This is a genomic window from Capnocytophaga gingivalis (genome assembly GCF_002302415.1).
In the GTDB taxonomy this organism is placed as follows: Bacteria; Bacteroidota; Bacteroidia; order Flavobacteriales; family Flavobacteriaceae; genus Capnocytophaga; species Capnocytophaga gingivalis.
The window spans coordinates 98,368-120,638 of record NZ_CP022386.1 but is presented as its reverse complement, the minus strand read 5'-3'; the positions used below and the strand labels follow the sequence as shown (position 1 = coordinate 120,638).

General features: G+C 37.9%; 23 protein-coding genes. 13 read left to right on the top strand and 10 right to left on the bottom strand.

The window, feature by feature from the left end:
- The first annotated feature begins 2 nt into the window (after positions 1-2).
- The 5 genes from CGC50_RS00650 (at position 3) to CGC50_RS00630 (ending at position 4,491) form a co-directional block, all read left to right on the top strand.
- Positions 3-1,049, top strand: coding sequence for a sugar-binding protein (locus tag CGC50_RS00650; protein WP_232781156.1), 1,047 nt, complete (start codon positions 3-5; stop codon positions 1,047-1,049).
- Positions 1,050-1,071: 22 nt separating this feature from the next.
- On the top strand, positions 1,072-1,584 hold the full coding sequence (locus tag CGC50_RS00645) for a YqiA/YcfP family alpha/beta fold hydrolase (protein ID WP_095909278.1): 513 nt from the start codon (positions 1,072-1,074) through the stop codon (positions 1,582-1,584).
- Between the two features lie 140 nt (positions 1,585-1,724).
- Positions 1,725-3,362 carry a DUF6138 family protein gene (locus CGC50_RS00640; protein WP_095909277.1) on the top strand — a complete coding sequence of 546 codons (1,638 nt, stop codon included), beginning with the start codon at positions 1,725-1,727 and terminating at the stop codon, positions 3,360-3,362.
- A gap of 7 nt (positions 3,363-3,369) precedes the next feature.
- Complete coding sequence (locus tag CGC50_RS00635; protein ID WP_095909276.1) at positions 3,370-3,897, top strand: hypothetical protein; 528 nt, start codon at positions 3,370-3,372, stop codon at positions 3,895-3,897.
- A gap of 69 nt (positions 3,898-3,966) precedes the next feature.
- A complete protein-coding gene (locus CGC50_RS00630; RefSeq protein WP_314817984.1) occupies positions 3,967-4,491 on the top strand; it encodes a glutathione peroxidase in 525 nt (174 codons plus the stop codon).
- A gap of 195 nt (positions 4,492-4,686) precedes the next feature.
- Here CGC50_RS00630 and sucD read toward each other — a convergent pair whose 3' ends face one another.
- From sucD to CGC50_RS00595, 7 genes are all read right to left on the bottom strand, one after another.
- Complete coding sequence (gene sucD / locus CGC50_RS00625) at positions 4,687-5,559, bottom strand: succinate--CoA ligase subunit alpha (RefSeq protein WP_095909274.1); 873 nt, start codon at positions 5,557-5,559, stop codon at positions 4,687-4,689.
- A 281-nt stretch (positions 5,560-5,840) separates the two neighbouring features.
- A complete protein-coding gene (locus CGC50_RS00620) occupies positions 5,841-6,308 on the bottom strand; it encodes a DinB family protein (protein WP_095909273.1) in 468 nt (155 codons plus the stop codon).
- 73 nt (positions 6,309-6,381) lie between these two features.
- On the bottom strand, positions 6,382-7,911 hold the full coding sequence (locus CGC50_RS00615; RefSeq protein ID WP_262482357.1) for a DUF6138 family protein: 1,530 nt from the start codon (positions 7,909-7,911) through the stop codon (positions 6,382-6,384).
- 59 nt (positions 7,912-7,970) lie between these two features.
- Complete coding sequence (locus tag CGC50_RS00610) at positions 7,971-8,822, bottom strand: NADAR family protein (protein ID WP_095909271.1); 852 nt, start codon at positions 8,820-8,822, stop codon at positions 7,971-7,973.
- Positions 8,819-10,402, bottom strand: coding sequence for a DUF6138 family protein (locus CGC50_RS00605; protein ID WP_095909270.1), 1,584 nt, complete (start codon positions 10,400-10,402; stop codon positions 8,819-8,821). Before CGC50_RS00605 ends, CGC50_RS00610 begins: the two co-directional genes overlap by 4 nt.
- Positions 10,403-10,407: 5 nt before the next feature.
- Positions 10,408-11,244, bottom strand: coding sequence for an NADAR family protein (locus tag CGC50_RS00600; RefSeq protein ID WP_095909269.1), 837 nt, complete (start codon positions 11,242-11,244; stop codon positions 10,408-10,410).
- Between the two features lie 168 nt (positions 11,245-11,412).
- Positions 11,413-12,312 carry a helix-turn-helix transcriptional regulator gene (locus tag CGC50_RS00595; RefSeq protein WP_095911242.1) on the bottom strand — a complete coding sequence of 300 codons (900 nt, stop codon included), beginning with the start codon at positions 12,310-12,312 and terminating at the stop codon, positions 11,413-11,415.
- 194 nt (positions 12,313-12,506) lie between these two features.
- Between CGC50_RS00595 and hemA the strand changes: the two genes are divergently transcribed.
- Positions 12,507-13,745 (top strand): glutamyl-tRNA reductase, encoded by a 1,239-nt coding sequence (hemA, locus tag CGC50_RS00590; RefSeq protein ID WP_095911241.1) that lies wholly within the window; start codon positions 12,507-12,509, stop codon positions 13,743-13,745.
- Positions 13,746-13,830: 85 nt separating this feature from the next.
- On the opposite strand, the gene CGC50_RS13845 is transcribed toward hemA, so the two are convergent.
- From CGC50_RS13845 to CGC50_RS00580, 3 genes are all read right to left on the bottom strand, one after another.
- A complete protein-coding gene (locus CGC50_RS13845; RefSeq protein WP_002670305.1) occupies positions 13,831-13,968 on the bottom strand; it encodes a hypothetical protein in 138 nt (45 codons plus the stop codon).
- A 25-nt stretch (positions 13,969-13,993) separates the two neighbouring features.
- Entirely contained in the window at positions 13,994-14,476 is a 483-nt protein-coding gene (locus CGC50_RS00585; protein WP_002670257.1) for an Lrp/AsnC family transcriptional regulator, read from the bottom strand.
- Between the two features lie 66 nt (positions 14,477-14,542).
- Positions 14,543-15,622 carry a M14 family zinc carboxypeptidase gene (locus CGC50_RS00580; RefSeq protein WP_095909268.1) on the bottom strand — a complete coding sequence of 360 codons (1,080 nt, stop codon included), beginning with the start codon at positions 15,620-15,622 and terminating at the stop codon, positions 14,543-14,545.
- A gap of 139 nt (positions 15,623-15,761) precedes the next feature.
- Here CGC50_RS00580 and CGC50_RS00575 point away from each other — a divergent pair, with 139 nt between their 5' ends.
- The 7 genes from CGC50_RS00575 to CGC50_RS00545 all read left to right on the top strand — a co-directional run bounded on the left by CGC50_RS00575 (position 15,762) and on the right by CGC50_RS00545 (position 22,258).
- Positions 15,762-16,196, top strand: coding sequence for a helix-turn-helix domain-containing protein (locus CGC50_RS00575; RefSeq protein ID WP_095909267.1), 435 nt, complete (start codon positions 15,762-15,764; stop codon positions 16,194-16,196).
- Between the two features lie 64 nt (positions 16,197-16,260).
- Positions 16,261-17,037, top strand: coding sequence for a TerC family protein (locus CGC50_RS00570; protein WP_198541650.1), 777 nt, complete (start codon positions 16,261-16,263; stop codon positions 17,035-17,037).
- A gap of 19 nt (positions 17,038-17,056) precedes the next feature.
- Positions 17,057-18,685: an AMP-binding protein gene (locus CGC50_RS00565; protein WP_095909266.1), complete on the top strand. Its 1,629-nt coding sequence runs from the start codon at positions 17,057-17,059 to the stop codon at positions 18,683-18,685.
- Positions 18,686-18,816: 131 nt separating this feature from the next.
- On the top strand, positions 18,817-19,275 hold the full coding sequence (locus CGC50_RS00560) for a DUF6232 family protein (protein ID WP_095909265.1): 459 nt from the start codon (positions 18,817-18,819) through the stop codon (positions 19,273-19,275).
- A gap of 24 nt (positions 19,276-19,299) precedes the next feature.
- On the top strand, positions 19,300-20,787 hold the full coding sequence (cysS, locus tag CGC50_RS00555) for a cysteine--tRNA ligase (RefSeq protein WP_095909264.1): 1,488 nt from the start codon (positions 19,300-19,302) through the stop codon (positions 20,785-20,787).
- A gap of 14 nt (positions 20,788-20,801) precedes the next feature.
- On the top strand, positions 20,802-21,500 hold the full coding sequence (locus tag CGC50_RS00550) for a hypothetical protein (protein ID WP_095909263.1): 699 nt from the start codon (positions 20,802-20,804) through the stop codon (positions 21,498-21,500).
- A gap of 59 nt (positions 21,501-21,559) precedes the next feature.
- Positions 21,560-22,258 (top strand): SH3 domain-containing protein, encoded by a 699-nt coding sequence (locus CGC50_RS00545; protein WP_095909262.1) that lies wholly within the window; start codon positions 21,560-21,562, stop codon positions 22,256-22,258.
- Positions 22,259-22,271 lie beyond the last annotated feature (13 nt).

The following is a 22,271-nucleotide window of genomic DNA, read 5'->3' as shown; positions in this document are numbered from 1 at the left end:
TCATGAGATTACTATATTTTTTTTCACTTTTATTCCTACTTTCCTGTACTTCTACGCCTGAGAAACCTAAGGCGAAAAAACCACATCCGGACCTAAAAAGGGATACCCTACAGGGAAGTATCAGAACACAGACACAGGTGAACTATATTTTTATAGAAGATACCCTTACTAAGAAGACTCTTCAGCAAAAAGCCTATGAGCTCTCCATCACTTACGACCCTCAGGGATATCTGATAGAAAACTCCTATCAGGACGACTCCTTACAGGAACAAACACGCTTCTACTATGATGAAGAACACAGAGTGATTGTCGAAAACTACATGCATAAGGCACTGAAAAATAATGAAATAAAAATGACTCTTACCCACTATCAGTACGATACCTTAGGGTATGAGGTCTCTCGCTTTCGGTATGATTACTCTGATTCCTTACCTAAGGTTACTCGCTTCGATACCGAGTATGACAAGGATGGAAATATACAAAGTATAGTCAAGTCTGTTTTCGAACAAAACGATTGGCAACTCTCCGATAGGGAGGTATACAAATACAATACCAAGGGATACGAACAGGAAAAAGAATCTTACTATTATTATAGAGCCCTGTGGATGCTGCAGGAAAAAAAGATTTCTCGATATGAAAAAGATAGCCTATTGGTAGAAAAACTCTTCTATAACTATAAGCTACACAACCTACCCAGTCGTGTGATCTATCGCTACAAAGGACTATTACAGGAAGTAACCTATATCAACCCTAAGGATAGTATCACCTCCATGGTCTCTTTTGAGTACAATCCCCAAGGGGAAATCACCAAGTATGTAGAGTATACCCCTGAAGGATTCGAAAAAAAACGTATATTTCACCTATATACTCCCTTCAGAGAGCGTTTGGAGGATGTCACTTACAAGAACAATACCGAAGACGAACGCACCCTCTACCGATATGGTGTCAAGGGAAATCTTACTGAGAAAATAACCTATCGAGATCAAAAAATCACCTCGAAAACAGAGGTGAAATATACCTATTATGAGGCAATACCTCCTGTAAAATAACCTTAACTGTTCACATAGTGTGATGAGAAAAATCTTATATTTGCACGGCTTAGATAGCTATCTACACACCGATAGGGAAGAGGTACTTGCACCTTATGGGGAAATACTTGCACCTGTATTTGATTACAAAAATAGCCCTGAGTTATTCACTCATTTATGTGAGGAGTACCAAAATATTGATGTGATTATCGGCTCCAGTGCAGGGGGACTTATTGGCTATTTTTTAGCCCAAAAACTACAAAAACCTTGTGCATTGTTCAATCCTGCACTGAATTATCAGCACGAAATGCCCTTTGCCCCTTTTTGGGATAAGCAGTATAAGGAGTATATGCTCCTTGTCATAGGTATGCAGGATGAGGTGATTCCCTATAAGGAGAGTCTGCCTATAGCTTTAACAGACAAAGCCCCTGAACAACAAGTGGATATACATCTTATACAAAATATGGCGCATAGTTATCCTGTCGAGATTTTCTCTCAAGAATTGAAATTTTTCTTTGACAGGGTATGTAGGGGCGAATTGCAATTCGCCCTATAAATAAGGCAATTCCTAAGCTGGCGCGAGTCACATGCTCGCTTCCAAGTATTCAGCGACTTTAGCTCGTGCCTACTTATGGATAGAGCTTGCAGCTCTTTATTTATAAAAAGCTTAAACTCAAAATTTAAAACTAAAAAATAATGAATAAGGAAAACATCATCCATGAAATCCTAACAGGGGTAGCTACTGCTTTTGACGAATTAGACCTTCCTAAAAAGCCCTATGGCAGAAATGAACTCTGGGAAGGTATCACCGATTATTTCAAAATAAAACAGAGAAAGAACAAAATAGAGTTTCATAATAATGAGGAAGAATATACTTGTCCTTCTATTACCATTAAAGACTTTGAGCAGCTTCCAGACGATTTTATAGACAATGAGTTGCTTCCTGCTTTGGAAGAACAATTTACTCAAATGTTCTTCAATCCTGAGTTGTATTATCGCTTTCAGTACAAACTTGCCTTAGTACTTGATTTTCTTTCTGCCTCAGGTCATCACGCTCGCAAACAAGTACGATTGGAACACCCCGAGCGCAAAGCAGAACTCAAAGAGCGTTTGGATACCTATGTGCAAAAGGTAATCTATGAGGCTACTGAGAAAATGAAAGAGAAGGAAGTGCATAGCTTCTTTGATAAGCTCTTCGATTTTGAACTCACAGGTTATAGTGAGGACAAGGTAATTGAAATCCTCGATAAAGGGATTACCCTCATAGATCCTAAGTGGAAAAAGACTTTAGAAGAATATCAATGGAGCTTGCTTTACCATACACGAGAGTGGAAAGAAAAGGTTTTTATGAAACTATATTACAAAGTAGAAGGAAGTGATTGGTCAAAGAAATATACACTCAAGGAAGGTTTGCAAGCAAAAGATATAGATAACGCCAAATTAAACCTATTTGTGGCACAAGCCCTTTGGCGTATCAAATACAAAAAATATAGTTGGGATGTAGAGTTTGCTTGTGAGGATTTAGAGCGTGCCGCTAAGGAATTAGGCTCTAAAAAAGCAGCGATGTACCTCAAAGAGGGGACAGGTATCTTGCCTAACGAACTTATCCATTACAAGGATAGTGAAGTGGAATGTGATGCCAATGATGTTTTTGCTCAGATCAGTGTGAAAATCAAACAAGAGTCAGCCACGGCTTATGACAAGGCTTTAGATTTTATCATTGCTCTGCTCAAAGCCGATTTCCCTGCGAGTTACTATATCAAGTTCAGCAGTAAAGCCCCTAAACAGTTTTTAGATATCAAAGGCATTGCCAAATCGCCTACTCATCGCTTCTTTGCCCAAGCACTGCAATACAAGGAGTTGCGCCCTAAATTAGTAGCTTATGCTGAGGTGGCTATGAAAGAATTTCAGTGGTATAATGATGTAGAAGAAGGCGAGAAAAGCTGTATGCCGGGTAGTTATGCAGTCTTTGGTTTAGGCTTGATAGGGGAGGAGTACTTTCCTTTGGTGAGCCAATATTTTTCGCTGTTGGATGACGAGCACCAAATGGTACATAAATACTTTGTGAGCGCCCTTATCGACCGTTATGGAGTGAATGAAAAATCCTTACCACTTATCTGCCAAGGAATCACTTCTGCACAGTATGATATGGTGTTTAAGAATTTGGAAAAAGAAATGGAAAAGCCAGAGAACAAGGAGTTACTGGCGAAATTCCTCAAAGAAAAAGAAGCCTTCTTTATTGCCAACAAAGAACCAGGTTTTTACAAATATTACGAAGAAGATATCTATTACGCCATCTATGGCAAGCAATGGAAGAAAAAGATAAAAGATTAGCCCTGAGATGAAAAAAATCCTTATTCATATACTCATTATAGCAAGTGCTGTTTATATTTCTTTTGTTTTTTATAGAACAATAGCTATTTATAGCCAAATAGAAACTATGAAAAAGACAACAGCTTTGGTAAATACTTGTTATAAGCAAGGAGTTATACTAAAGGCATATCTTGAAAAAATAGATGGTGTAAAACAAAAATATAAAATTACGTTTTTATACAGAGCTACAGGATTGTTTTCTATCAGACAAGTTCCTCAAATAAACGACGAGGAAGAAATTACTTATTATGAGATAGAAAAATGCTATTTTAATAAAGATGATGTTTTTAGTACTACCAACAAAGTAGGGATTTCCACTGAAAAATACCAAAGAAGTGATTTTCAATTGTTTCTGGATATTTTTAGTTACTATAAAAATGTACTGTTCTATGCCTTATTTTTTCTTAATTGCGCCTTTTACTGTTATGTAGATAGTAGTAATAAGAGTATAAAATTTTTCTGTAACATTTATACGATTATTTTTCTATTTATTTGAGAAACACCATTAATAATAAACCATTAATAATTAAAAATGAAAGTAAGTAAATTAATCTTCCTTTTCCTCATGGGAATCATGTTAGGAAAAGCACAAACCAAAAAACAAATGAATGACCAAACGATTTACCAATTTGAAGTAGAGGACATTACAGGGAAAGCGTTCCCATTGTCAAGCCTACAAGGCAAGAAAGTAATGATTGTCAATACCGCTTCCAAGTGCGGACTGACCCCTCAGTATAAGGAGTTAGAGGCACTGTACCAGCAGTATAAGGACAAGGATTTTGTCATTATAGGCTTTCCAGCGAATAATTTCCTCAAGCAAGAGCCAGGAACCAATGAGGAAATAGCCACATTCTGCCAGGTGAATTATGGAGTAAGTTTTCCTATGATGAGTAAGATCTCTGTCAAGGGCAAGGATATGCACCCTCTGTATCAGTTTCTTACACAGAAGTCCAAGAATGGTGTCATGGATTCAAAAGTGAGCTGGAACTTCCAAAAATATCTCATTGGTAAGGATGGCCACTTAGAGAAAGTCATTGCTCCGAAAACCTTACCTAATGATACCGAAGTCATAGAATGGATCAATAAGTAATGATTAAGACTGAATGCCAATAATGATTAATGAACAAGAAAGATATCTATCACAGATCATTATTGGCATTAATCATTATTATTCTATTTTACATAATATAAATTATAGGTATTTCAAAAACTTTCAAAAGAAGAGAGGCTAACCACTATTTTATGGTCGCCTCTCAACACGTTAATTCTAAGTATTATGTGGAGGTTATTTCAATACTTCTTTTACTTTCTCACCAATCTTTGCTGGTGAATCTACTACATGGATACCACATTCGCGCATAATACGTTTTTTGGCCTCAGCAGTATCCTCACTACCACCTACAATAGCTCCAGCATGTCCCATAGTACGCCCCTTAGGTGCTGTTTCTCCAGCGATAAAGCCTACTACAGGTTTCTTGTTGCCTGTTTCCTTAATCCAGCGAGCTGCTTCTACTTCTAGCTGACCACCAATCTCACCGATCATCACGATAAGTTCTGTTTCAGGATCATTCATGAAGAGTTCTACCGCCTCTTTGGTAGTAGTTCCTATGATAGGATCTCCTCCGATACCTATAGCGGTAGAAATACCTAATCCTTGACGTACTACTTGATCCGCTGCTTCATAAGTCAAAGTACCTGACTTGGAGACGATACCTACTTTTCCTTTTTTGAATACAAAACCAGGCATGATCCCTACTTTCGCCTCTTCTGGAGTGATCACTCCTGGACAGTTAGGCCCAATGAGGCGACAATCTTTATCTTTTATATAAGCGGCTACCTTTACCATATCAGCCACAGGAATCCCTTCGGTAATGGTAATAATCACTTTAATTCCTGCTTCGGCAGCTTCCATAATGGCATCCGCAGCAAATGCAGGTGGAACAAAGATAATAGAAGTATCCGCTCCTACTTTCTCTACCGCTTCCTTAACAGAGTTGAAAACAGGTTTTCCTAAGTGTGTTTGTCCTCCTTTGTTCGGAGTTACTCCTCCTACTACATTGGTTCCATATTGAATCATCTGTCCGGCATGGAAAGTCCCTTCACTCCCTGTAAAGCCTTGTACAAGGATTTTTGAATTTTTATTTACTAATACACTCATTGGTTTGAATTTTTTAGAGCACAAAGTTACTTATTTTTTTTCAAATTTCCAAAGGAAAAATGAAAATAATGTTTAATGATTAATGTTCAATGATTAATATCACAAATCATTAATCAATTAAGTTTCGCAAGTCGTTTTTAGAATATAATTGAGATTATAACTATTTATAAATCAATATATTAAAAATAAAACCTCCTCCTTACCCCCTCCGAGAGGGGGAATAAGGACTAAGTTATATAACTTACGAAACTTAAATTAATCATTATTGGCATTAATCATTATTAAAAGCTTTCCCTCCCCCAAAAGAAAGGCGGCTCTATTTGCAAGGCTCTCAGGTAAGTATAGCCCTGTCCCCTATGATGACTTTCGTTTTCTATGGCATAGAGTATCCATTGAGCAAAACTAAAAGTCATTTGGTAAATAGTAAGTGACTGGGTAAAGTTCCCTATTTCCTTCCATTCACGATCAATGATCTCTGTAACTTTGTCCCACAAGGCCAATACCCCTTCTTTGGTAGTAGGAAATTGTCCTTCAGTATAGAAGGGTGTATGTTTCTCGTGTAAGGTTTCTCTAAAAATATAATTGGTTATCATCAGAAACTCCTCTACCATCCCTGAAAAAGGACGTAGATTAGCGATGTTAAACTCAAAAAGGTCTTTCTCTGGGAAAGCCTCTATGACCTTGCGAGTAAGGACACGTACATCCTTAAAATTGGTCAATAGTGCCTCTGGTGTAAGTAATTCTTTCATTGTTGTTATATTTAAAATTCGGCGCAAAGATAATCATTTTTCTTATCATTTAAGATACATTGGTACCTCTCCCCTATTTTTTCTTCTCCCAATCTTTTCCATACAAGGCATAATACATCGCCTCTTGATAGTAATCCTCTTTATCTTTCAAAAAGTCATTGAGCAGTGCTTTATTTTCAGGGTTTTTCATCGACTCTGTAAGCGATTTGAATATCACCTCATCTTGTGAAGAAATCACTCCCTCATATATCATAGGCAAGGTCTCTGCACTAAATCCATACTGCTCTATCAGTGCAATCACAAAATTTTTGTGTACCATCTGGTGCTCATCATCTACTAACTTAAAGTATTCTATAACCAAAGGAAAATACTTCTTGTCAGTGAGTCCCAAGCCAAATACAGCATAGCTCCCTGGCATACAGCTCTTCTCCCCTTCTTCCACATCGGTATACCATTCAAACTCTTTCATCGCTACCTTCGCATATTTCTCTAATTTAGGATGTAAGGTTTCATATTGCAATGCCTGTGCAAAAAAGCGATGAGTGCTTGATTTTGCAAGACCTTTTATATCCAAAAAGTGCTTAGGTGCTTTAGAACTGAATCTTATCTGATAACTATGTGGAAAACCTGCTTTGAGTAGTGCAATGATAAAGTCTAATGCTTTGCCATAAGCCTCAGCGGTCTCTTGCTTTATTTTAAGGCTAATAGTAGCAAATACATCATTGGCATCAGCTTCCAATTCGCTATCTTTGTAATGAATAAGATTATCGGGTAACTCGCCCGTACCTTTTTTAAGGTATTGCTTAGCTTTCTCCGAACCCAGTTCATTGGCTGCTCGTTCTAAATCTTCTTGAGCAGACTTTACATCCCAACTGTATTGTTTGTATTTGATTTTCCAAAGAGCTTGTTGTATATAGAGGGTTAGCTTATCAGTATCAATCTTTTCGGGGGTGATGCCTTCTTTGAGCGTATATTCAATATTCCATTGAGGTCTTTTTTCATCATAGTACAATGGATAGAAAACTTCATACTTCCAATATTTAGCCTTAAAAGTAAGCCATCTTGCATTTTCTTTTAGCCAATCTTTTTTACCAGCATAAAGTTTTAATGTTTTTTCAGCAATAGCTATGATTTGGATCGCTGTATAGCCATTGAGCTCTGTATCAAATAACTTATCTAAAAAGCTAACTATCTCCCCATCTTCCATTTCTCTACTGGGGTGGTTGATTACCTCTTCCATAAAAGTATCAAAACGATTCTTAAGCTCTGCTTTGCGTGCTTCGTGTACCAGTTTGAACTGTAGTGTATAATCTTCAAATTCAATATTTACCGATGTTTTGTACTGAAACTTTCCAAAAAAAGCTTCTGTAAAAAATATCTTAGTAATTTTCTCCTGCAAAGTATTAGCAATAGTTTTCTTTTCTTCTTTAGAAAGTGTAGAGAAATTGAGAATGACTATTTCTTTAGGGCTACTATACCTTTTGAGTGAAGTATAAAAGAGGATGCTATTATCACGATTTTCATCTTGCTCAATTAAAATATAGTTAGCAAAGCCTTCCACAAGATAGCGATACTGATAAGGAGTTTCCGTTCCACTTCCTATCTTTTCTAATATGCCTTGTAGAATTTCTTCAGCGTATTTTTCTATTGTATTCTTTTCTTTTATTTTAGCAAATGTACATTTTTATAAAGTTTTCTAATCTCATCTCTCACTTCCATTAGCGCAAAGCCCAAGAGGTTTTTGCCACGCCACGAGGCGATGTTATGTGCTTTCTCGTTGTCCTTGCCTAAGCCTATCCCCCAAATGGTATCCATCGGACTTGCTTCTACCAGTACCTTATCGCCTGTAGAGAGCAAAAAGTCCATCATTTCCTTATTCTGAGTGAATTTGTAGTAATTTCCATTCAGTACAATACTGTATTTGAGTTTGTCCCACACCTCAGGGTCAAAGTTGCGCACTTTCCTTCCCAAGGCTTTCATCAGTTTAGGGTCAGAAGTGTTTATTATCTCCTTTTCTACTTCTTCATCACCAAACAAACGCGCTTTTTCAGCCATCATATACTGTTCAGCACAAGAATAGTGATAAGCATTCACCTGAAAAGGAGAAGGTTGCCATTGCGAAAAACAAGATTCATCTATCACCTGAGCATTAGGTTTCCAAAAGAATAGAAAATTGAGTTCTTTTGCTAAGTTTAAAAAAAATGTCAGAGAGTATCTGTAGGTTCCTTTAGCCTGCCAAAAGGGAATACGATTATCCCCATAATAGTAATCATTCTCCCCAGAACTTAATTCTTCTATCGTAACTCTTGGCTTCCAAGTATTTAAATGCCAAAAGCAAGGACGAGGATATAGCTCTTGATACTCTTGCTGTTGTGCAGGGGTAAGTGCCCTATACCATTTCCAAAAATCATAAGCATAGGCTTCACCATAGCCCATGCGCCAGCCTATGGTAAACTCTGAAAGTTCTGGAAACTTAATCCAAGGAGGGGTCTTAAGTTCAAATGTAGGTTTCATTTTTTCTTCTCCCAATTTTTGCCATATACGGCATAATACATCGCCTCTTGGTAGTAATCCTCTTTATCTTTCAAAAAGTCATTGAGGAGTGCTTTGTTTTCTACATTTTGCATTGCCTCTGTAAGCGACTTGAATATCACATCATCTTGTGAAGAAATCACTCCCTCATATATCACAGGCAAGGTCTCTACGCTAAACCCATACTGCTCTATTAGCGCACTCACAAAGTTTTTGTGTACCATCTGGTGCTCATCATCTACTAACTTAAAGTATTCTATAACCAAAGGAAAATACTTCTTGTCAGTGAGTCCCAAGCCAAATACAGCATAGCTCCCTGGCATACAGCTCTTCTCCCCTTCTTCCACATCGGTATACCATTCAAACTCTTTCATCGCTACCTTCGCATATTTCTCTAATTTAGGATGCAAGGTCTCATATTGCAATGCCTGTGCAAAAAAGCGATGAGTGCTTGATTTTGCAAGACCTTTTATATCCAAAAAGTGTTTAGGGGCTTTAGAACTGAATTTTATCTGATAACTATGTGAGAAACCTGCTTTGAGTAGTGCAATGATAAAGCCTAATGCTTTGCCATAAGCCTCAGCGGTCTCTTGCTTTATTTTAAGGTTAATGGTAGCAAATACATCATTAGCATCAGCTTCCAAGTCGCTATCTTTGTAGTGAATTAGGTTATCGGGTAGCTCGCCCGTACCTTTTTTAAGGTATTGCTTAGCTTTCTCGGAAGCCAGTTCATTGGCAGCTCGTTCCAAGTCTTCACAAGCAAACTTCACATCCCAACTGTATTGTTTGTATTTGATTTTCCAAAGAGCCTGCTGTACAAATAGTTTTAATTTCTCCGCATCAACCTTTTCAGGGGCAATTTCTGCCTTCAGAATGTATTCTTTATCCCATTTTTCATTCCCTTTCACTTGGTAATAAAGTGGCATAAACACCGCCTTTTTCCACTTTCCAGCCCGATGAATCAATGAACTCCGATACTCTTTAAGATACTTTTTATCCCCCATAGCCTCTATACTTTTCATATACTTTTCAGCCACTGTTATGATTTGGCTTTCAGTGTATTGAGTAAGATTTGTGTCGAATAACTTGTCTAAAAAACTAATCCATTCATTTTCTATCACCTTCCTACTACCATCAATAGTAGTTTCCTGCACATACCTATCAAAGCGCTGTTTGAGTTCTGCTTTGCGAGGATCGTTCACCAAATAGAACTCCTTATTAGCGTGCCTAAAATTTAGTATTGTTGTCAGTTGGTATTCAAATTTTCCCAAATGTACTTCATCAAAGAACATTTCAGTAATTTTCTTTTCTACAATACTGAGAATTTCCTCTATTTCCTCCCCCGAGAGGCTTTCTATACCTTCTATTTTAGTAGTTACAGTGCCAAAACCATCTCTATCTAAAGAGACTTCTATTTTGTTATTACTTTGATTGACAATGATATAATCAGCTAATCCTTCATCAAGATACCACTTTTGATAAGGAGGTTTCACTATGTATTTACCAAATCCTTTTTCTATCCCTTGTAGAATTTCTTCAGCGTATTTTTCTGTTGTATTCATTTCTTTTATTTTAGCAAATGTACATTTTGATATACCTTTCTTATCTCGTCTCTTACTTCCATGAGCGCAAAGCCCAAGAGGTTCTTGCCACGCCACGAAGCGATATTATGTGCTTTCTCATTGTCTTTTCCCAAGCCTATCCCCCAAATGGTATCGAGCGGACTCGCTTCTACTAGTATTTTATCACCGGTAGAGAGCAAAAAGTCCATCATTTCCTTATTCTGAGTGAATTTGTAGTAATTCCCATTCAGTACGATGCTGTATTTGGCTTTGTCCCACACCTGAGGGTCAAAGTTGCGCACTTTTCTTCCCAAGGCTTTCATCAGTTTAGGGTCGAAGGTGTTCATTATTTCTTCCTCCACCTCTTCATCACCAAACAAACGCGCTTTTTCAGCCATCATATACTGCTCAGCACAATAATATTTATCACCATCTACAGAAAAAGGTGAGGGTTGCCATTGTGAAAAACAAGATTCATCTACTACCTCTGCATTGGGCTTCCAAAAGAAAACAAACTTGAGCTTCTTTGCCGAATGGATAAAGGTCGCTTTAGAGTATTTATAAGCACCTTTAGGTTGCCAAACAGGAATTCCTTCGTAGTAATAATCCTCCTCGTCATCTATATCTTGGTCATCTTCTTCCCATCTGTTGTAATGCCAAAAACAAGGATACGGGAAAAGTGCTTGGTACTCTTTTTGTTGTGCTGGGGTAAGTGACTCATACCAGTCCCAAAACTTGGATTTATAATCTTCGCCAGCGCCCATACGCCAGCCTATCGTAAATTCAGTATAAGCAGGGAATGCAATCCACTGCGGTGCCATAAGTTCAAATGTAGGTTTCATTATCGTGTATTTTTAAGAGACAAAAGTAATATTTTTCTAAGAATATCACAAATTATTTATATTTTTGGATTATTACCCACCTTCTTTTTTTAGCCCACTAAGAAATAAATCAATATCTGAATAGATAGGGAAAACATCCAAATTAAGTGAGAAAAGCTTTGTAGTTTGTCATTGCTTTATTAGGGTATTTTTCGTAAGTATATATTTCTTAGGAGTAGTGCCAAACTTCTTTTTAAAGGCAGCTATAAAGTGGCTGGGCATACTATAGCCGAGCTTTAGGGAGAGCTCATTGACATTGTACTGCTCGGTGGTCAGCCACTTACGCGCCAGCTCCATCTTGTAATCAAAGAGAAAGCTATAGACGGACTCTCCATAGATCTGCTTAAAACCACTCTTGAGCTTCTTCAGGGGCAATCCCACCTCTTTGGAGAGTTCCTGTAAAGAAGGGGGCGAGGTCATACGACTAAGAAGGAGCTCCTTAGCCTGACGAATTTTTTGTACATTATCCTCATTGGAAAGAAATGGACAAGCCTCTCCCTCATTATCTTGACTCTTATTAAAATATAAGCTCAGGAGTTCATACACCTTTGCCCTAAGATATAGTAAGTGAAGGCTTTTAGGTAGGTGTACTGTACGTATCTGATGTAGAATCACCGACAGATGAGGCGATATAGTCCCTGTGGTATAGTACTTCTCATGTTGGCGCCCAGGAGAGAGAAAATCTATCAAACCGGACTCTTCCAAAAATAGTGAATGGAACTTTCCTATGGTAATAAATAACGAAAATAGAGCCGCTCCTGGTGCTAATCTTACCTGCAAGGGCAATATTTCCTTGGGATTATACAGCAAAAGACTCTCCATCTCCTTCAGCGGAAAAGAGTAGTTTCCTCCATGGAATACAAAGGCTACCTCTGCCCTATCACAGAAATGAAACTGGATAAAATGTTGCTTAATCTCTTGACTAACTATCTTATAATCATCACTTTCATTCTCCTTGTGTAGGATAAAAACTCCCTCTTCTACTTCCTGAAAAAGAGAGGCACTTCGGGCGATATTTTCTTCTCTCATAATCGAATATATTTTATATTTCTTATTTAGACTTTTTCTATATTTTACATAAAGAAATATAGTAAAATATTGGTTTTCAATAAAAAATAAATCTGAGTGCAAAGATAGTACTTTTAGAGTAAAAAAAAGAACTTTTAGCGATATTTTTTTTCATAATATAGCTGTATTTTTGCATTCGTTTTATGGATATGCAGATGACTCAAAATACGACTCAAAAAGAAACTCATTTTTATACCATCGGAATTAGTTACAAGAAGGCAGATGCAGATATGCGCGGGCTTTTTAGCCTTGATGCTGAGCATCAAGAGCGTATTCTCTCCCTCTCTCAGCAGGAGGGTATGGAGGGACTGGCGATCCTCTCTACTTGTAATCGAACAGAACTCTATGGCTTTGCCCAGCATCCTTTCCAACTGATTCAAAAACTATGTGCCCACTCCAAGGCAACTCTTGAAGACTTCGAAAAGGTAGGATATATCTACAAAAATAAAGAGGCTATTAACCACCTCTTCAGTGTGGGTACAGGATTGGATAGCCAGATTCTGGGTGACTTTGAGGTGATTAGCCAGCTGAAGAAATCTTTCTCCTTAGCCAAAAAATACAACCTAATCAACGCCTTCATGGACCGCTTGCTCAACTGTGTAATCCAAGCGAGCAAACGCATCAAAAATGAAACAGAACTTTCCTCTGGCGCTACTTCTGTCTCTTTCGCTTCGGTACAGTATATACTACAAAATGTAGTGGATATTTCTCAGAAAAATATTCTCCTTTTCGGTACGGGGAAGATTGGACGAAATACCTGTGAAAACCTCATCAAGCATACCCAAAATGAGCATATCACCTTGATCAATCGCACCAAGGAGAAAGCTCAAGAGATTGCAGGAAGGTTCAATGTTTTGGTAAAAGATTTTGCGCTGCTCAAAGAAGAACTTATCCAAACAGATGTTTTAGTTGTGGCTACAGGTAGCAAGACTCCTACGATTACCAAGGAAATGCTTCCTTCCGACAAAGAAATGCTTATCCTTGATCTATCCATTCCTAAGAATGTTGCCACAGATGTAGAAGAACTTAGTAAGGTAAGGCTTATCCATATGGACTATCTCTCCCAAATGACAGATGATACTCTGGAGCGTAGAAAGGCTTTTATACCTCAAGCTCAGCAAATTATAGAAGAAATAAAGGAAGAGTTCGACCAATGGCTACAGAACCGACGTTTTGCCCCTGCTATACAAGCACTCAAGCAATCCTTAGAAACTCTCAAAGAAGGAGAAATTGATTTCCATCGCAAAAAAATAACTGACTTCAACGAACTTCAAGCCAGTATCATTAGTGATAGAATCATTCAAAAAATCACTACCAAATTCATCAATCACCTAAAGGAAAGCAGTACCCCCGAGGAAAGCCTTCTCTTTATGAAACAGGTATTTGAGTTATAGTTATTCAAGGGGAGAATGAAGAAATAAAGGGCTAAAGGATTTTTGCAAAAAACCTATAGCCCTATATTTTTCTTTAATCCTAAAATTATTGCTTTCTCTTTTGGTTTTTATTAATGATGGAAGCCACTGCATAAGTAAGCATAAGGCAAACCAAAGCAAAAAGCAGAATCATCATGGTTCCATTGGTATGATTGTACAATGGGATAAAGGATAACATATTCATATTCTTTCTTTTTACAAAATTCTTTCTACAACTCTTTAAATACGGTGTGTAACAAACGTTTCTTATCACTGATACTCTCCTCCATAGAAATCATACTCTCTGTACGGTAGACTCCCTGAATGTCATCAATCATAAAGATAATTTCCTTAGCATGCTTGGTATCACGGGCTCGTATCTTACAAAGGATATTATACTTCCCACTGATGATACTGGCTTGGGTAATGTAAGGAATCTCAGTGAGTCGCTCTATGACAAACTGAGTTTGATGGTTTTTTTCCAAGAAAATACCTACATAAGCTACAAAAGTATACCCTATCTTATCATAATCTACCGTAAGGGTGGAGCTTTTGATAATCCCTGATTCCTCCATTTTTCTCACTCGTATATGAATAGTCCCTGCTGATACATCCAAAGCCTTGGCTATATCTGTAAAGGGCATACGAGTATTTTCGATAAGCATATCGAGAATTTTGTGGTCAATTTCGTCTAATTTAAATCGTGAAGCCATACTTTTATTTTTGTGCGCAAAGGTATAACTTTTTTTGCAATAAAAATAAGAAAAACAGCAAAAAAATTATATTTTCTCTACTTCTTTTCGAATATACTCCAAAATATCAGGAATCATTGTATATATATCATTATTAGGGTATCGACAAATTTCTGAGAATTTATAGGTTGTATGGGCGTAGAATTCCTCACCCTCACTCTTGTCCACTACTTTAGGAACAAAAACAATCCTTCCCTCTGATAGCTGTTCTTCCAATTGTACATACACCCTTCGAGTAGGTTCTTTATCATCTACAATACAGTAATCTCTAAAAGATTTCTTATTCTCAGGAATATCAAAATAAGGGGCATATCCTTCTCCTGTTACTTCTGTATCATTGATATATTCTATCCCTCTGAAAATCGCCTCTGCTACATACCTGCGGGTCTGCTCACGTATGTAATCCTCTGGGTAAAACCCAGATTCTATTAGAATAGTAGGAGTCCCTAATAGTGAATACTGATCTCCAGTACAGTTGGGATTAAAACTATCATCAAATCGACCTATTTGCTCAGGTATTAACAATCGTAAACTATTGTTTATTTTTGTAACAATCTGCATAGCTTTCTTTCTTACAGGAGTAATACTTCTGGTCACATCTACCGAAGGGGCTAAGAAAGATACTGTAGCAGGCTTCTGCCCTACTCCAAAGATAGTACGTTGGTCGTGTAAGTTAAAACAAAAATCTGGCTTTACTTCTTGGTATACTTTTCGTAAAAAAATACTTTCTTTTTGAGAGAGATTTACAGCATCTCGATTAAGGTCTACTCCTCGGGCATTCTCTCTGGTATATAAGTCAGATCCATCGGGATTGAGCATAGGGATGATATACAATTGACAGTTGGCAAAGGGATAGCCCTCGGTAGCAAAGAGCTTAAAGAGATCTATAAGCGCCCGAGTAGTAGTACTTTCATTGCCATGCATCTGTGACCATAGTAGTATCCGCTTACTCCCCTCACCTATTCTATACAAGGGGATAGGCTGCCCTTTCTCTGAGGTTCCTTCTTGGTATTTCCATAGATTATAATTGTGGAGTATCTGATGGAGCTTTCCACTATAGAGATATTTCCCTTTGATTCTTGTATCGGGTGTATATACGAAATTCATATCTATATATTTTTCACAAAAGTAAATATAATATAATTCACGTTTGTAAAATATTACAAATTTATTTCTGTAAAATAATTTGGAGATTATTAAAATAATAATTACTTTTGTAATCTTGAAACTTCTATACATTTTACTTATGTTCGACCAACAGAAATTCATAGCCCGCCTACAGAAGATCATGAATTATTACGAAATCAACGCTTCTACTTTGGCGGATAGTTTAGGGGTTTTGCGCTCCAGTATTTCACATTTATTATCCGAGAGGAACAAGCCTAGTTTGGATTTTGTGCTCAAGATTACAGAAAAATATCCAGAAATAGACCTCTATTGGTTACTTTATGGAAAGGGCTCTTTCCCCAAAGAAGAACCTCGTGAAGAACCTAAAGAGAAATTACCTCCTAAAAAAGTAACTCCTATTGCGCCTCCTGAGATTCCTTTTCCTCCTATAGAACCCCTTCAAGAAAAGCCTATAGAGAAAAACATTCCTCTGAAGGATATTCCTAAAAAAGAAGTACAGAAAATTATTTTCTTCTATAAAGATAATTCTTTTGAGATATTTGAAAATTTGTAGTATATTTGCTTTTTAATAAAGTATAAAATAGTTTACATTTGTAAAATAAATATTTTGGTTTATGATAGAACACTTATTCACTGCCGATGCTATGATCGCTCTGCTGACCCTTACGTTTTTGGAAATCGTATTAGGGATTGACAATGTTATATTTATCTCTATTGTCACTGGCAAGCTCCCTGAGCAACAACGAAAGAAAGCTACTCGTGTAGGGCTCTTCTTGGCTATGTTCATCCGTATCCTTCTGCTCTTATGTATCTCTTGGCTAGTTCAACTTAAGGAGCCTTGGATCAGTTTTGATTATGGTTGGTGCCGAGCGGACTTTAATGGACAGGCACTTATCCTACTGGTGGGAGGAATCTTTCTTCTCTACAAGTCCACTCACGAGATTCACTCCAAGGTAAACCATATAGAACACATTACCGATTCATCCCAGGCGGAGAAATCTCGTAGGAGTTCTTTTTGGGGAACTATTGTTCAGATTCTTATGATTGATATCATTTTCTCTTTGGACAGTATCCTTACGGCTGTGGGGATGACCAATGGCTTAGAAGGTGCCCTACTGATAATGATCATCGCGGTTATCCTCTCGGTAGGTATTATGATGCTCTTTGCTGTACCTGTGGGCAACTTTGTCAATCGTAACCCTTCTATCCAGATCTTAGCTCTATCCTTTTTGATTCTTATTGGCTTCATGCTTCTAACCGAAAGTATGCACTTATCTCATGCGGTTATCTTTGGCAAAGAGGTAGGCGCTATTCCTAAAGGATACTTATACTTTGCTATTGCTTTTTCTTTGGGCATAGAGTTCCTCAATATGCGCATGCGAAAAAAATCATAACCTCAAAAACTTTTATACTATGAGTACCAATTATGCTTACACCCATGGGGCTTCTTCTATTCCTTTGTTAGGAGAAACCATCGATGAAAATTTGAAAAAAACGATTGAGAAATATCCTGACCAAGAGGCACTTATCTGTGCTCACCAGAACTATAGGGCTACCTATAGGGAGTTCTATGAGCAGGTCATACAAGTCGCCAAAGGACTAATCGCCTTAGGCGTAAAGCGTGGCGACCGTGTAGGAGTATGGTCACCCAACTGCTACCAATGGACACTCTTGCAGTATGCTACGGCCAAGATTGGAGCAATTTTGGTAAATATCAACCCAGCCTATCGTACCAGTGAGTTGATCTATGTAATCAATCAATCGGGCTTATCGGTCATGTTCTCCGCACTTCAGTTCAAGAGTAGCAACTACAAGAAGATGATGGAAGATGCACGTGAGTTCACCGATACGATCCGAAAGACTATTTTTTGGGATAAAAGCTGGGATCATTTTCTCAAGGAAGGGGAACGCATCTCCGATGAGACCCTGCGCAAGCGTGAGGAAAAGGTTCAGTTCGACGATCCTGTCAATATCCAATACACTTCGGGTACTACAGGTAATCCCAAGGGGGTAACTCTCTCTCACCATAATATATTGAACAATGCTTATTTCATAGGAATACGTATGAACTATAGTCATGTGGATAGAGTTTGTATTCCTGTACCCTTTTACCATTGTTTTGGTATGGTCATAGGCAACTTAGCTTGTACTGTTCATGGGGCTACTATGGTAGTCCCCAACGATAGCTTTGATCCTGTAAAAACCTTGGAGACGGTGGAGCGTGAGCACTGTACCTCTCTCTATGGAGTGCCTACCATGTTCATAGCTGAACTGCAAGAAATGGAACAGAAGACCTACGACCTTTCCTCCCTCCGTACTGGGGTAATGGCTGGCTCCTTGTGCCCACCTGAGATCATGAAGAAGGTCAAGGAACAGATGAATATGCACGAGATTACCATCTGTTATGGGATGACTGAGACTTCGCCTGTCTCTACCCAAACAAAGATTGGAGCACCTTTCGAAAAACAAATCTACTCGGTAGGGACCATACATGACCACTTAGAAATCAAGATTATAGATCCAGAGACCAAAGCTACTCTCAAGCGTGGAGAAAGTGGGGAACTCTGTACTCGTGGCTATTCGGTGATGCTCAAGTACTGGAACAGTCCCGATGCTACCCATCAGGTATTGGACGAGCAGCGCTGGATGCATACTGGTGACTTGGCTATGATGGATGAAGAGGGATATTTGCACATCTCTGGCCGTATCAAAGACCTTATCATACGTGGCGGGGAAAATATCTCTCCAAAAGAAATCGAGGACTTCCTCTATACATACAAAGGCGTGATGGATGCCCAAGTGATAGGAGTCCCCAGTGAGAAATATGGAGAGGAAATCATGGCATGGATCAAGCCCAAGGAAGGGGTTACCATCACCGAAGAAGAAATCCGTGACTTCTGTAAGGATAGAATTGCTCACTATAAAATACCTAAATATTGGAAATTCGTTAGCGAATTCCCTATGACTATTTCTGGAAAAATCCGCAAAGTGGAAATGCGTGAGATTGCCGCACGTGAATTAGGTCTCGAACCTGAAGAGTAAAAATTTATTTTATAAAAATAGTTTATATATAAAATATTTTTCTTACCTTTGCATGTGAGTTTTTTCTTTTCTTAGACTAAAAAAATAGAACCAGTGAATTTTGAATAAAATAGAAAAAATACAAATAGATTATGGATAATCAAAATGAAGAAAAAATATTTTTTCAACAAAACAATGTATTAGTTTCTCAATCACGATTAGTGATAGGAGATAAAACTTATGTTTTACGGAATATTTCATCAGTTTCAACAGCATCTAATTGTTCAATAAAAAAGCCGAGCAAAACTTTTTATAAAATATTAGTAGGTATTGCTTCTATATTATTATTTCAAAAAATAATAACTATTGGACTCTATTTAGAAGTAAATAAAGAAGTTCCTTTCTCTGATTATGTTAAAGTAGTTTTATATATTGGCTTGATTATTTTTTCTATATACACAATGTCCAAACTCAAAACCCAATATTTTTATTCCTATTTCGTAAGAATTAGTAGTAATTCCGGAACTTCTGATGTACTAAATTCACCTGATAAGTCATATATACAAAAAGTAGTTGACGCTCTAAATCAAGCTATTATCTACAATGGTTAATTTTTATCTAAAAAATAAGTTCTAATGAATCATACCTCCTTAAAAATATTCAACTCCCTTACAGGAGAAAAAGAAATCTTTGTCCCCCTACATGCTAATAATGTAGGTATGTATGTATGTGGCCCTACAGTGTATAGTAATGTACACTTGGGCAATGTACGTACCTTTATGTCTTTTGACTTTATCTATCGTGCACTCAAGTTCTTAGGTTACAAAGTGCGTTATGTTCGCAATATCACCGATGCTGGTCACCTCACCGATGATGGCGATGTGAACAACGACCGTTTCGTAAAGCAATCTCGCCTCGAAAAGCTTGAGCCTATGGAGATTGTTCAGAAATATACTGTGGATTTCCACAAGGTTTTGGAAATCTTCAACCTACTCCCCCCTACTATCGAGCCTACTGCTACAGGACATATCTTGGAACAGATACAGCTAACTGAAAAACTCTTAAAAGATGGTTTTGCTTACGAAAGCAACGGTTCTGTATATTTTGACGTACTCGAATACAACAGGCGAGGACTGAACTATGGGGAACTTTCTCGTCGCAATATAGAGGAGCTCTTTGCCAATACCCGTGACCTCGACGGACAGGGAGAAAAACGCAATCCTCAGGATTTTGCCTTGTGGAAGAAGGCTTCTCCTGCTCATATCATGCGCTGGGCTTCTCCTTGGGGGGATGGCTTCCCCGGCTGGCACTTAGAGTGTACTGTGATGAGTACCAAATACCTCGGTGACCAATTCGATATCCACGGAGGGGGGATGGATCTGAAATTCCCTCATCACGAATGTGAAATAGCTCAAGGCAAGGCCGGACATGGCCAGAGCCCTGTACGCTACTGGATGCATGCCAATATGCTTACCATGAACGGACAGCGTATGAGCAAATCTACCGGAAACTATATCCTCCCGATGCAGCTTATCACTGGGGATAACACTTTCTTTGAAAAACCATTCGCTCCTTCGGTAATTCGTTTTTGCTTTATGCAAGCACACTACCGTAGCGTATTGGACATCTCCAACGAGGCTATGCTCGCCGCTGAAAAGGGCTTCAACAGACTGATGGAGGCTGTAAAAATCCTCAATGAGCTAACCTCTGAGATAGAACACCCAGGACCTCTTTCCTCTGAGATAGAACAATGGAAACAAAAGTGTTACGATGCTCTCTTGGACGATTTCAATGCGCCTATTCTCATTGCTCACCTCTTTGAAGCTGTTAAGTGGATCTTCCAAGTGAAAAGCGGGGAAGAAAAAATCTCCATCCAAGAACTTGAAGAGCTTCGCAGCCTTGTCAATGCCTTTGTTTTTGATGTCTTAGGACTAAAAAATGAAGAGCTAAATGCCGCAAATAATGACAGACTCGATGGCGTACTCCAGTTGCTGATCGATATGCGTATGGAAGCCCGTGCCAACAAGGATTTTGCCCTCTCCGACAAGATTCGCGATGAACTCTTAGCACTCGGTATCCAGCTCAAGGACGGCAAGGAAGGAACCTCTTATAGTCTTAACTAAGAAATTAGCTTACTATGAGAAAGTTAGTAGTCCCCTTTCTGCTATTCTGTCAATTTGTCGTGGCTCAAGTTATAGAAGGAGGAGCCTTTGCGGTAATCAATGACAAAGATGGTTATGTAAATGTACGAAAAGAAAAAAGTGTCCACAGCAAAGTGCTTAAAAAACTTGACAACAATACCCTTATTTTTGTTCTTGAATATGATAAGGCTTACTATGGCAATTGGATTCATCCTGATTATGAAGGATATATTTACAATGACAGGGTTAAGTGGATACATAATTTTCCTCAAATAGCTAAGGGTATTGCTAAAGGAAATACTATTGTTTTTGAAGGAAAAGAAATTCAGGTCGTTCTCTCTACTGAAAAGTTTGACAAAAGCAAGCATTCCTTCAAGTATCATAAAGAATATCGTGATGTAATAGAAAAAATAGATGGAAAACTTTTCTGGGGAACAGATGGTAATATGCCAAAGAGAGAATATAAGAGTATTGAGGTAAAGATTCGTGGAAAACAAGTCTCCATTCCTCAAAGTGCCTATAATGATTTGTATGAATCTTATTTATATACAGAATTCAATTCTGTACATTATGATAAAGACAATGATATTCTCTATATAGTAGCAAACAATGGTGACGGAGCAGGGGCTTATATGGTTTGTTGGCAGATTGAAAAGGGTGTCTACAAGGGAAGAAAAGTAGGTATTCCTTTCTAAAATATAGATAACATCTCTTAGACTATACTTTTTATAGTCCTAACTAAAAACCTATTATTATGAAGAAACTATTCTTAACTTTTCTGTTTTTTTGTCAGTTTGCTTTTGTTCATGCTCAGGAAGAAGCCTTTGGGGTAATCTATGACAAAGATGGTTATGTAAATGTACGAAAAGGAAAAAGTGCCCAAAGCAAAGTGCTCAAAAGGCTCAATAACAAAACCATTGTTTTTGCGTATAACTATGATAAGGCAACTAATGGTAATTGGATTTACACCGATGAGGAGGGGTTTATTTATAATGATAGGGTCAAGTGGATACATGAATTCCCTATAATAGCCAAAGGCATTGCCAAAGGAAATACTATTGTCTTTGAAGGAAAAGAAATTCAAGTTGTTCTTACTTCTGGAAAGTTCGACAAGAGTAAACATTCTTTTGAATACTACAAAGACTCACCAAGTGGAGTAGAAGTAATAGATGATAAGCTTCCCTATGGTACTGATGGAAAAATGCCAACTACAGAATATAAAAGTATTGTGATAAACATTCGTGGAAAACAAGTGTCCCTCCCCAAGGATGCTTATAGCGATTTGTATGAACCTTCTTTTTCTATAGACCATAATTCTGTCCATTATGACAAGGAAAACGATATACTTTATATAGTAGCAAATAATAATTATGCTGAACGTCCTTATAAAGTATGTTGGCAGATCGAAAAAGGGGTCTACAAAGAAAGAAAAGTAGGTGATTTGGTCTACTAATCCATTATTTTTT

Excerpts from the sequence above, each read along its gene's own strand:
- CGC50_RS00650 (WP_232781156.1), top strand. The coding sequence starts at position 3 with ATGAGATTACTATATTTTTTTTCACTTTTATTCCTACTTTCCTGTACT.
- CGC50_RS00645 (WP_095909278.1), top strand. The coding sequence starts at position 1,072 with ATGAGAAAAATCTTATATTTGCACGGCTTAGATAGCTATCTACACACC.
- CGC50_RS00640 (WP_095909277.1), top strand. The coding sequence starts at position 1,725 with ATGAATAAGGAAAACATCATCCATGAAATCCTAACAGGGGTAGCTACT.
- CGC50_RS00635 (WP_095909276.1), top strand. The coding sequence starts at position 3,370 with ATGAAAAAAATCCTTATTCATATACTCATTATAGCAAGTGCTGTTTAT.
- CGC50_RS00630 (WP_314817984.1), top strand. The coding sequence starts at position 3,967 with ATGGGAATCATGTTAGGAAAAGCACAAACCAAAAAACAAATGAATGAC.
- sucD (WP_095909274.1), bottom strand. The coding sequence starts at position 5,559 with ATGAGTGTATTAGTAAATAAAAATTCAAAAATCCTTGTACAAGGCTTT.
- CGC50_RS00620 (WP_095909273.1), bottom strand. The coding sequence starts at position 6,308 with ATGAAAGAATTACTTACACCAGAGGCACTATTGACCAATTTTAAGGAT.
- CGC50_RS00610 (WP_095909271.1), bottom strand. The coding sequence starts at position 8,822 with ATGAAACCTACATTTGAACTTAAGACCCCTCCTTGGATTAAGTTTCCA.
- CGC50_RS00605 (WP_095909270.1), bottom strand. The coding sequence starts at position 10,402 with ATGAATACAACAGAAAAATACGCTGAAGAAATTCTACAAGGGATAGAA.
- CGC50_RS00600 (WP_095909269.1), bottom strand. The coding sequence starts at position 11,244 with ATGAAACCTACATTTGAACTTATGGCACCGCAGTGGATTGCATTCCCT.
- CGC50_RS00595 (WP_095911242.1), bottom strand. The coding sequence starts at position 12,312 with ATGAGAGAAGAAAATATCGCCCGAAGTGCCTCTCTTTTTCAGGAAGTA.
- hemA (WP_095911241.1), top strand. The coding sequence starts at position 12,507 with ATGACTCAAAATACGACTCAAAAAGAAACTCATTTTTATACCATCGGA.
- CGC50_RS13845 (WP_002670305.1), bottom strand. The coding sequence starts at position 13,968 with ATGAATATGTTATCCTTTATCCCATTGTACAATCATACCAATGGAACC.
- CGC50_RS00585 (WP_002670257.1), bottom strand. The coding sequence starts at position 14,476 with ATGGCTTCACGATTTAAATTAGACGAAATTGACCACAAAATTCTCGAT.
- CGC50_RS00580 (WP_095909268.1), bottom strand. The coding sequence starts at position 15,622 with ATGAATTTCGTATATACACCCGATACAAGAATCAAAGGGAAATATCTC.
- CGC50_RS00575 (WP_095909267.1), top strand. The coding sequence starts at position 15,762 with ATGTTCGACCAACAGAAATTCATAGCCCGCCTACAGAAGATCATGAAT.
- CGC50_RS00565 (WP_095909266.1), top strand. The coding sequence starts at position 17,057 with ATGAGTACCAATTATGCTTACACCCATGGGGCTTCTTCTATTCCTTTG.
- CGC50_RS00560 (WP_095909265.1), top strand. The coding sequence starts at position 18,817 with ATGGATAATCAAAATGAAGAAAAAATATTTTTTCAACAAAACAATGTA.
- cysS (WP_095909264.1), top strand. The coding sequence starts at position 19,300 with ATGAATCATACCTCCTTAAAAATATTCAACTCCCTTACAGGAGAAAAA.
- CGC50_RS00550 (WP_095909263.1), top strand. The coding sequence starts at position 20,802 with ATGAGAAAGTTAGTAGTCCCCTTTCTGCTATTCTGTCAATTTGTCGTG.
- CGC50_RS00545 (WP_095909262.1), top strand. The coding sequence starts at position 21,560 with ATGAAGAAACTATTCTTAACTTTTCTGTTTTTTTGTCAGTTTGCTTTT.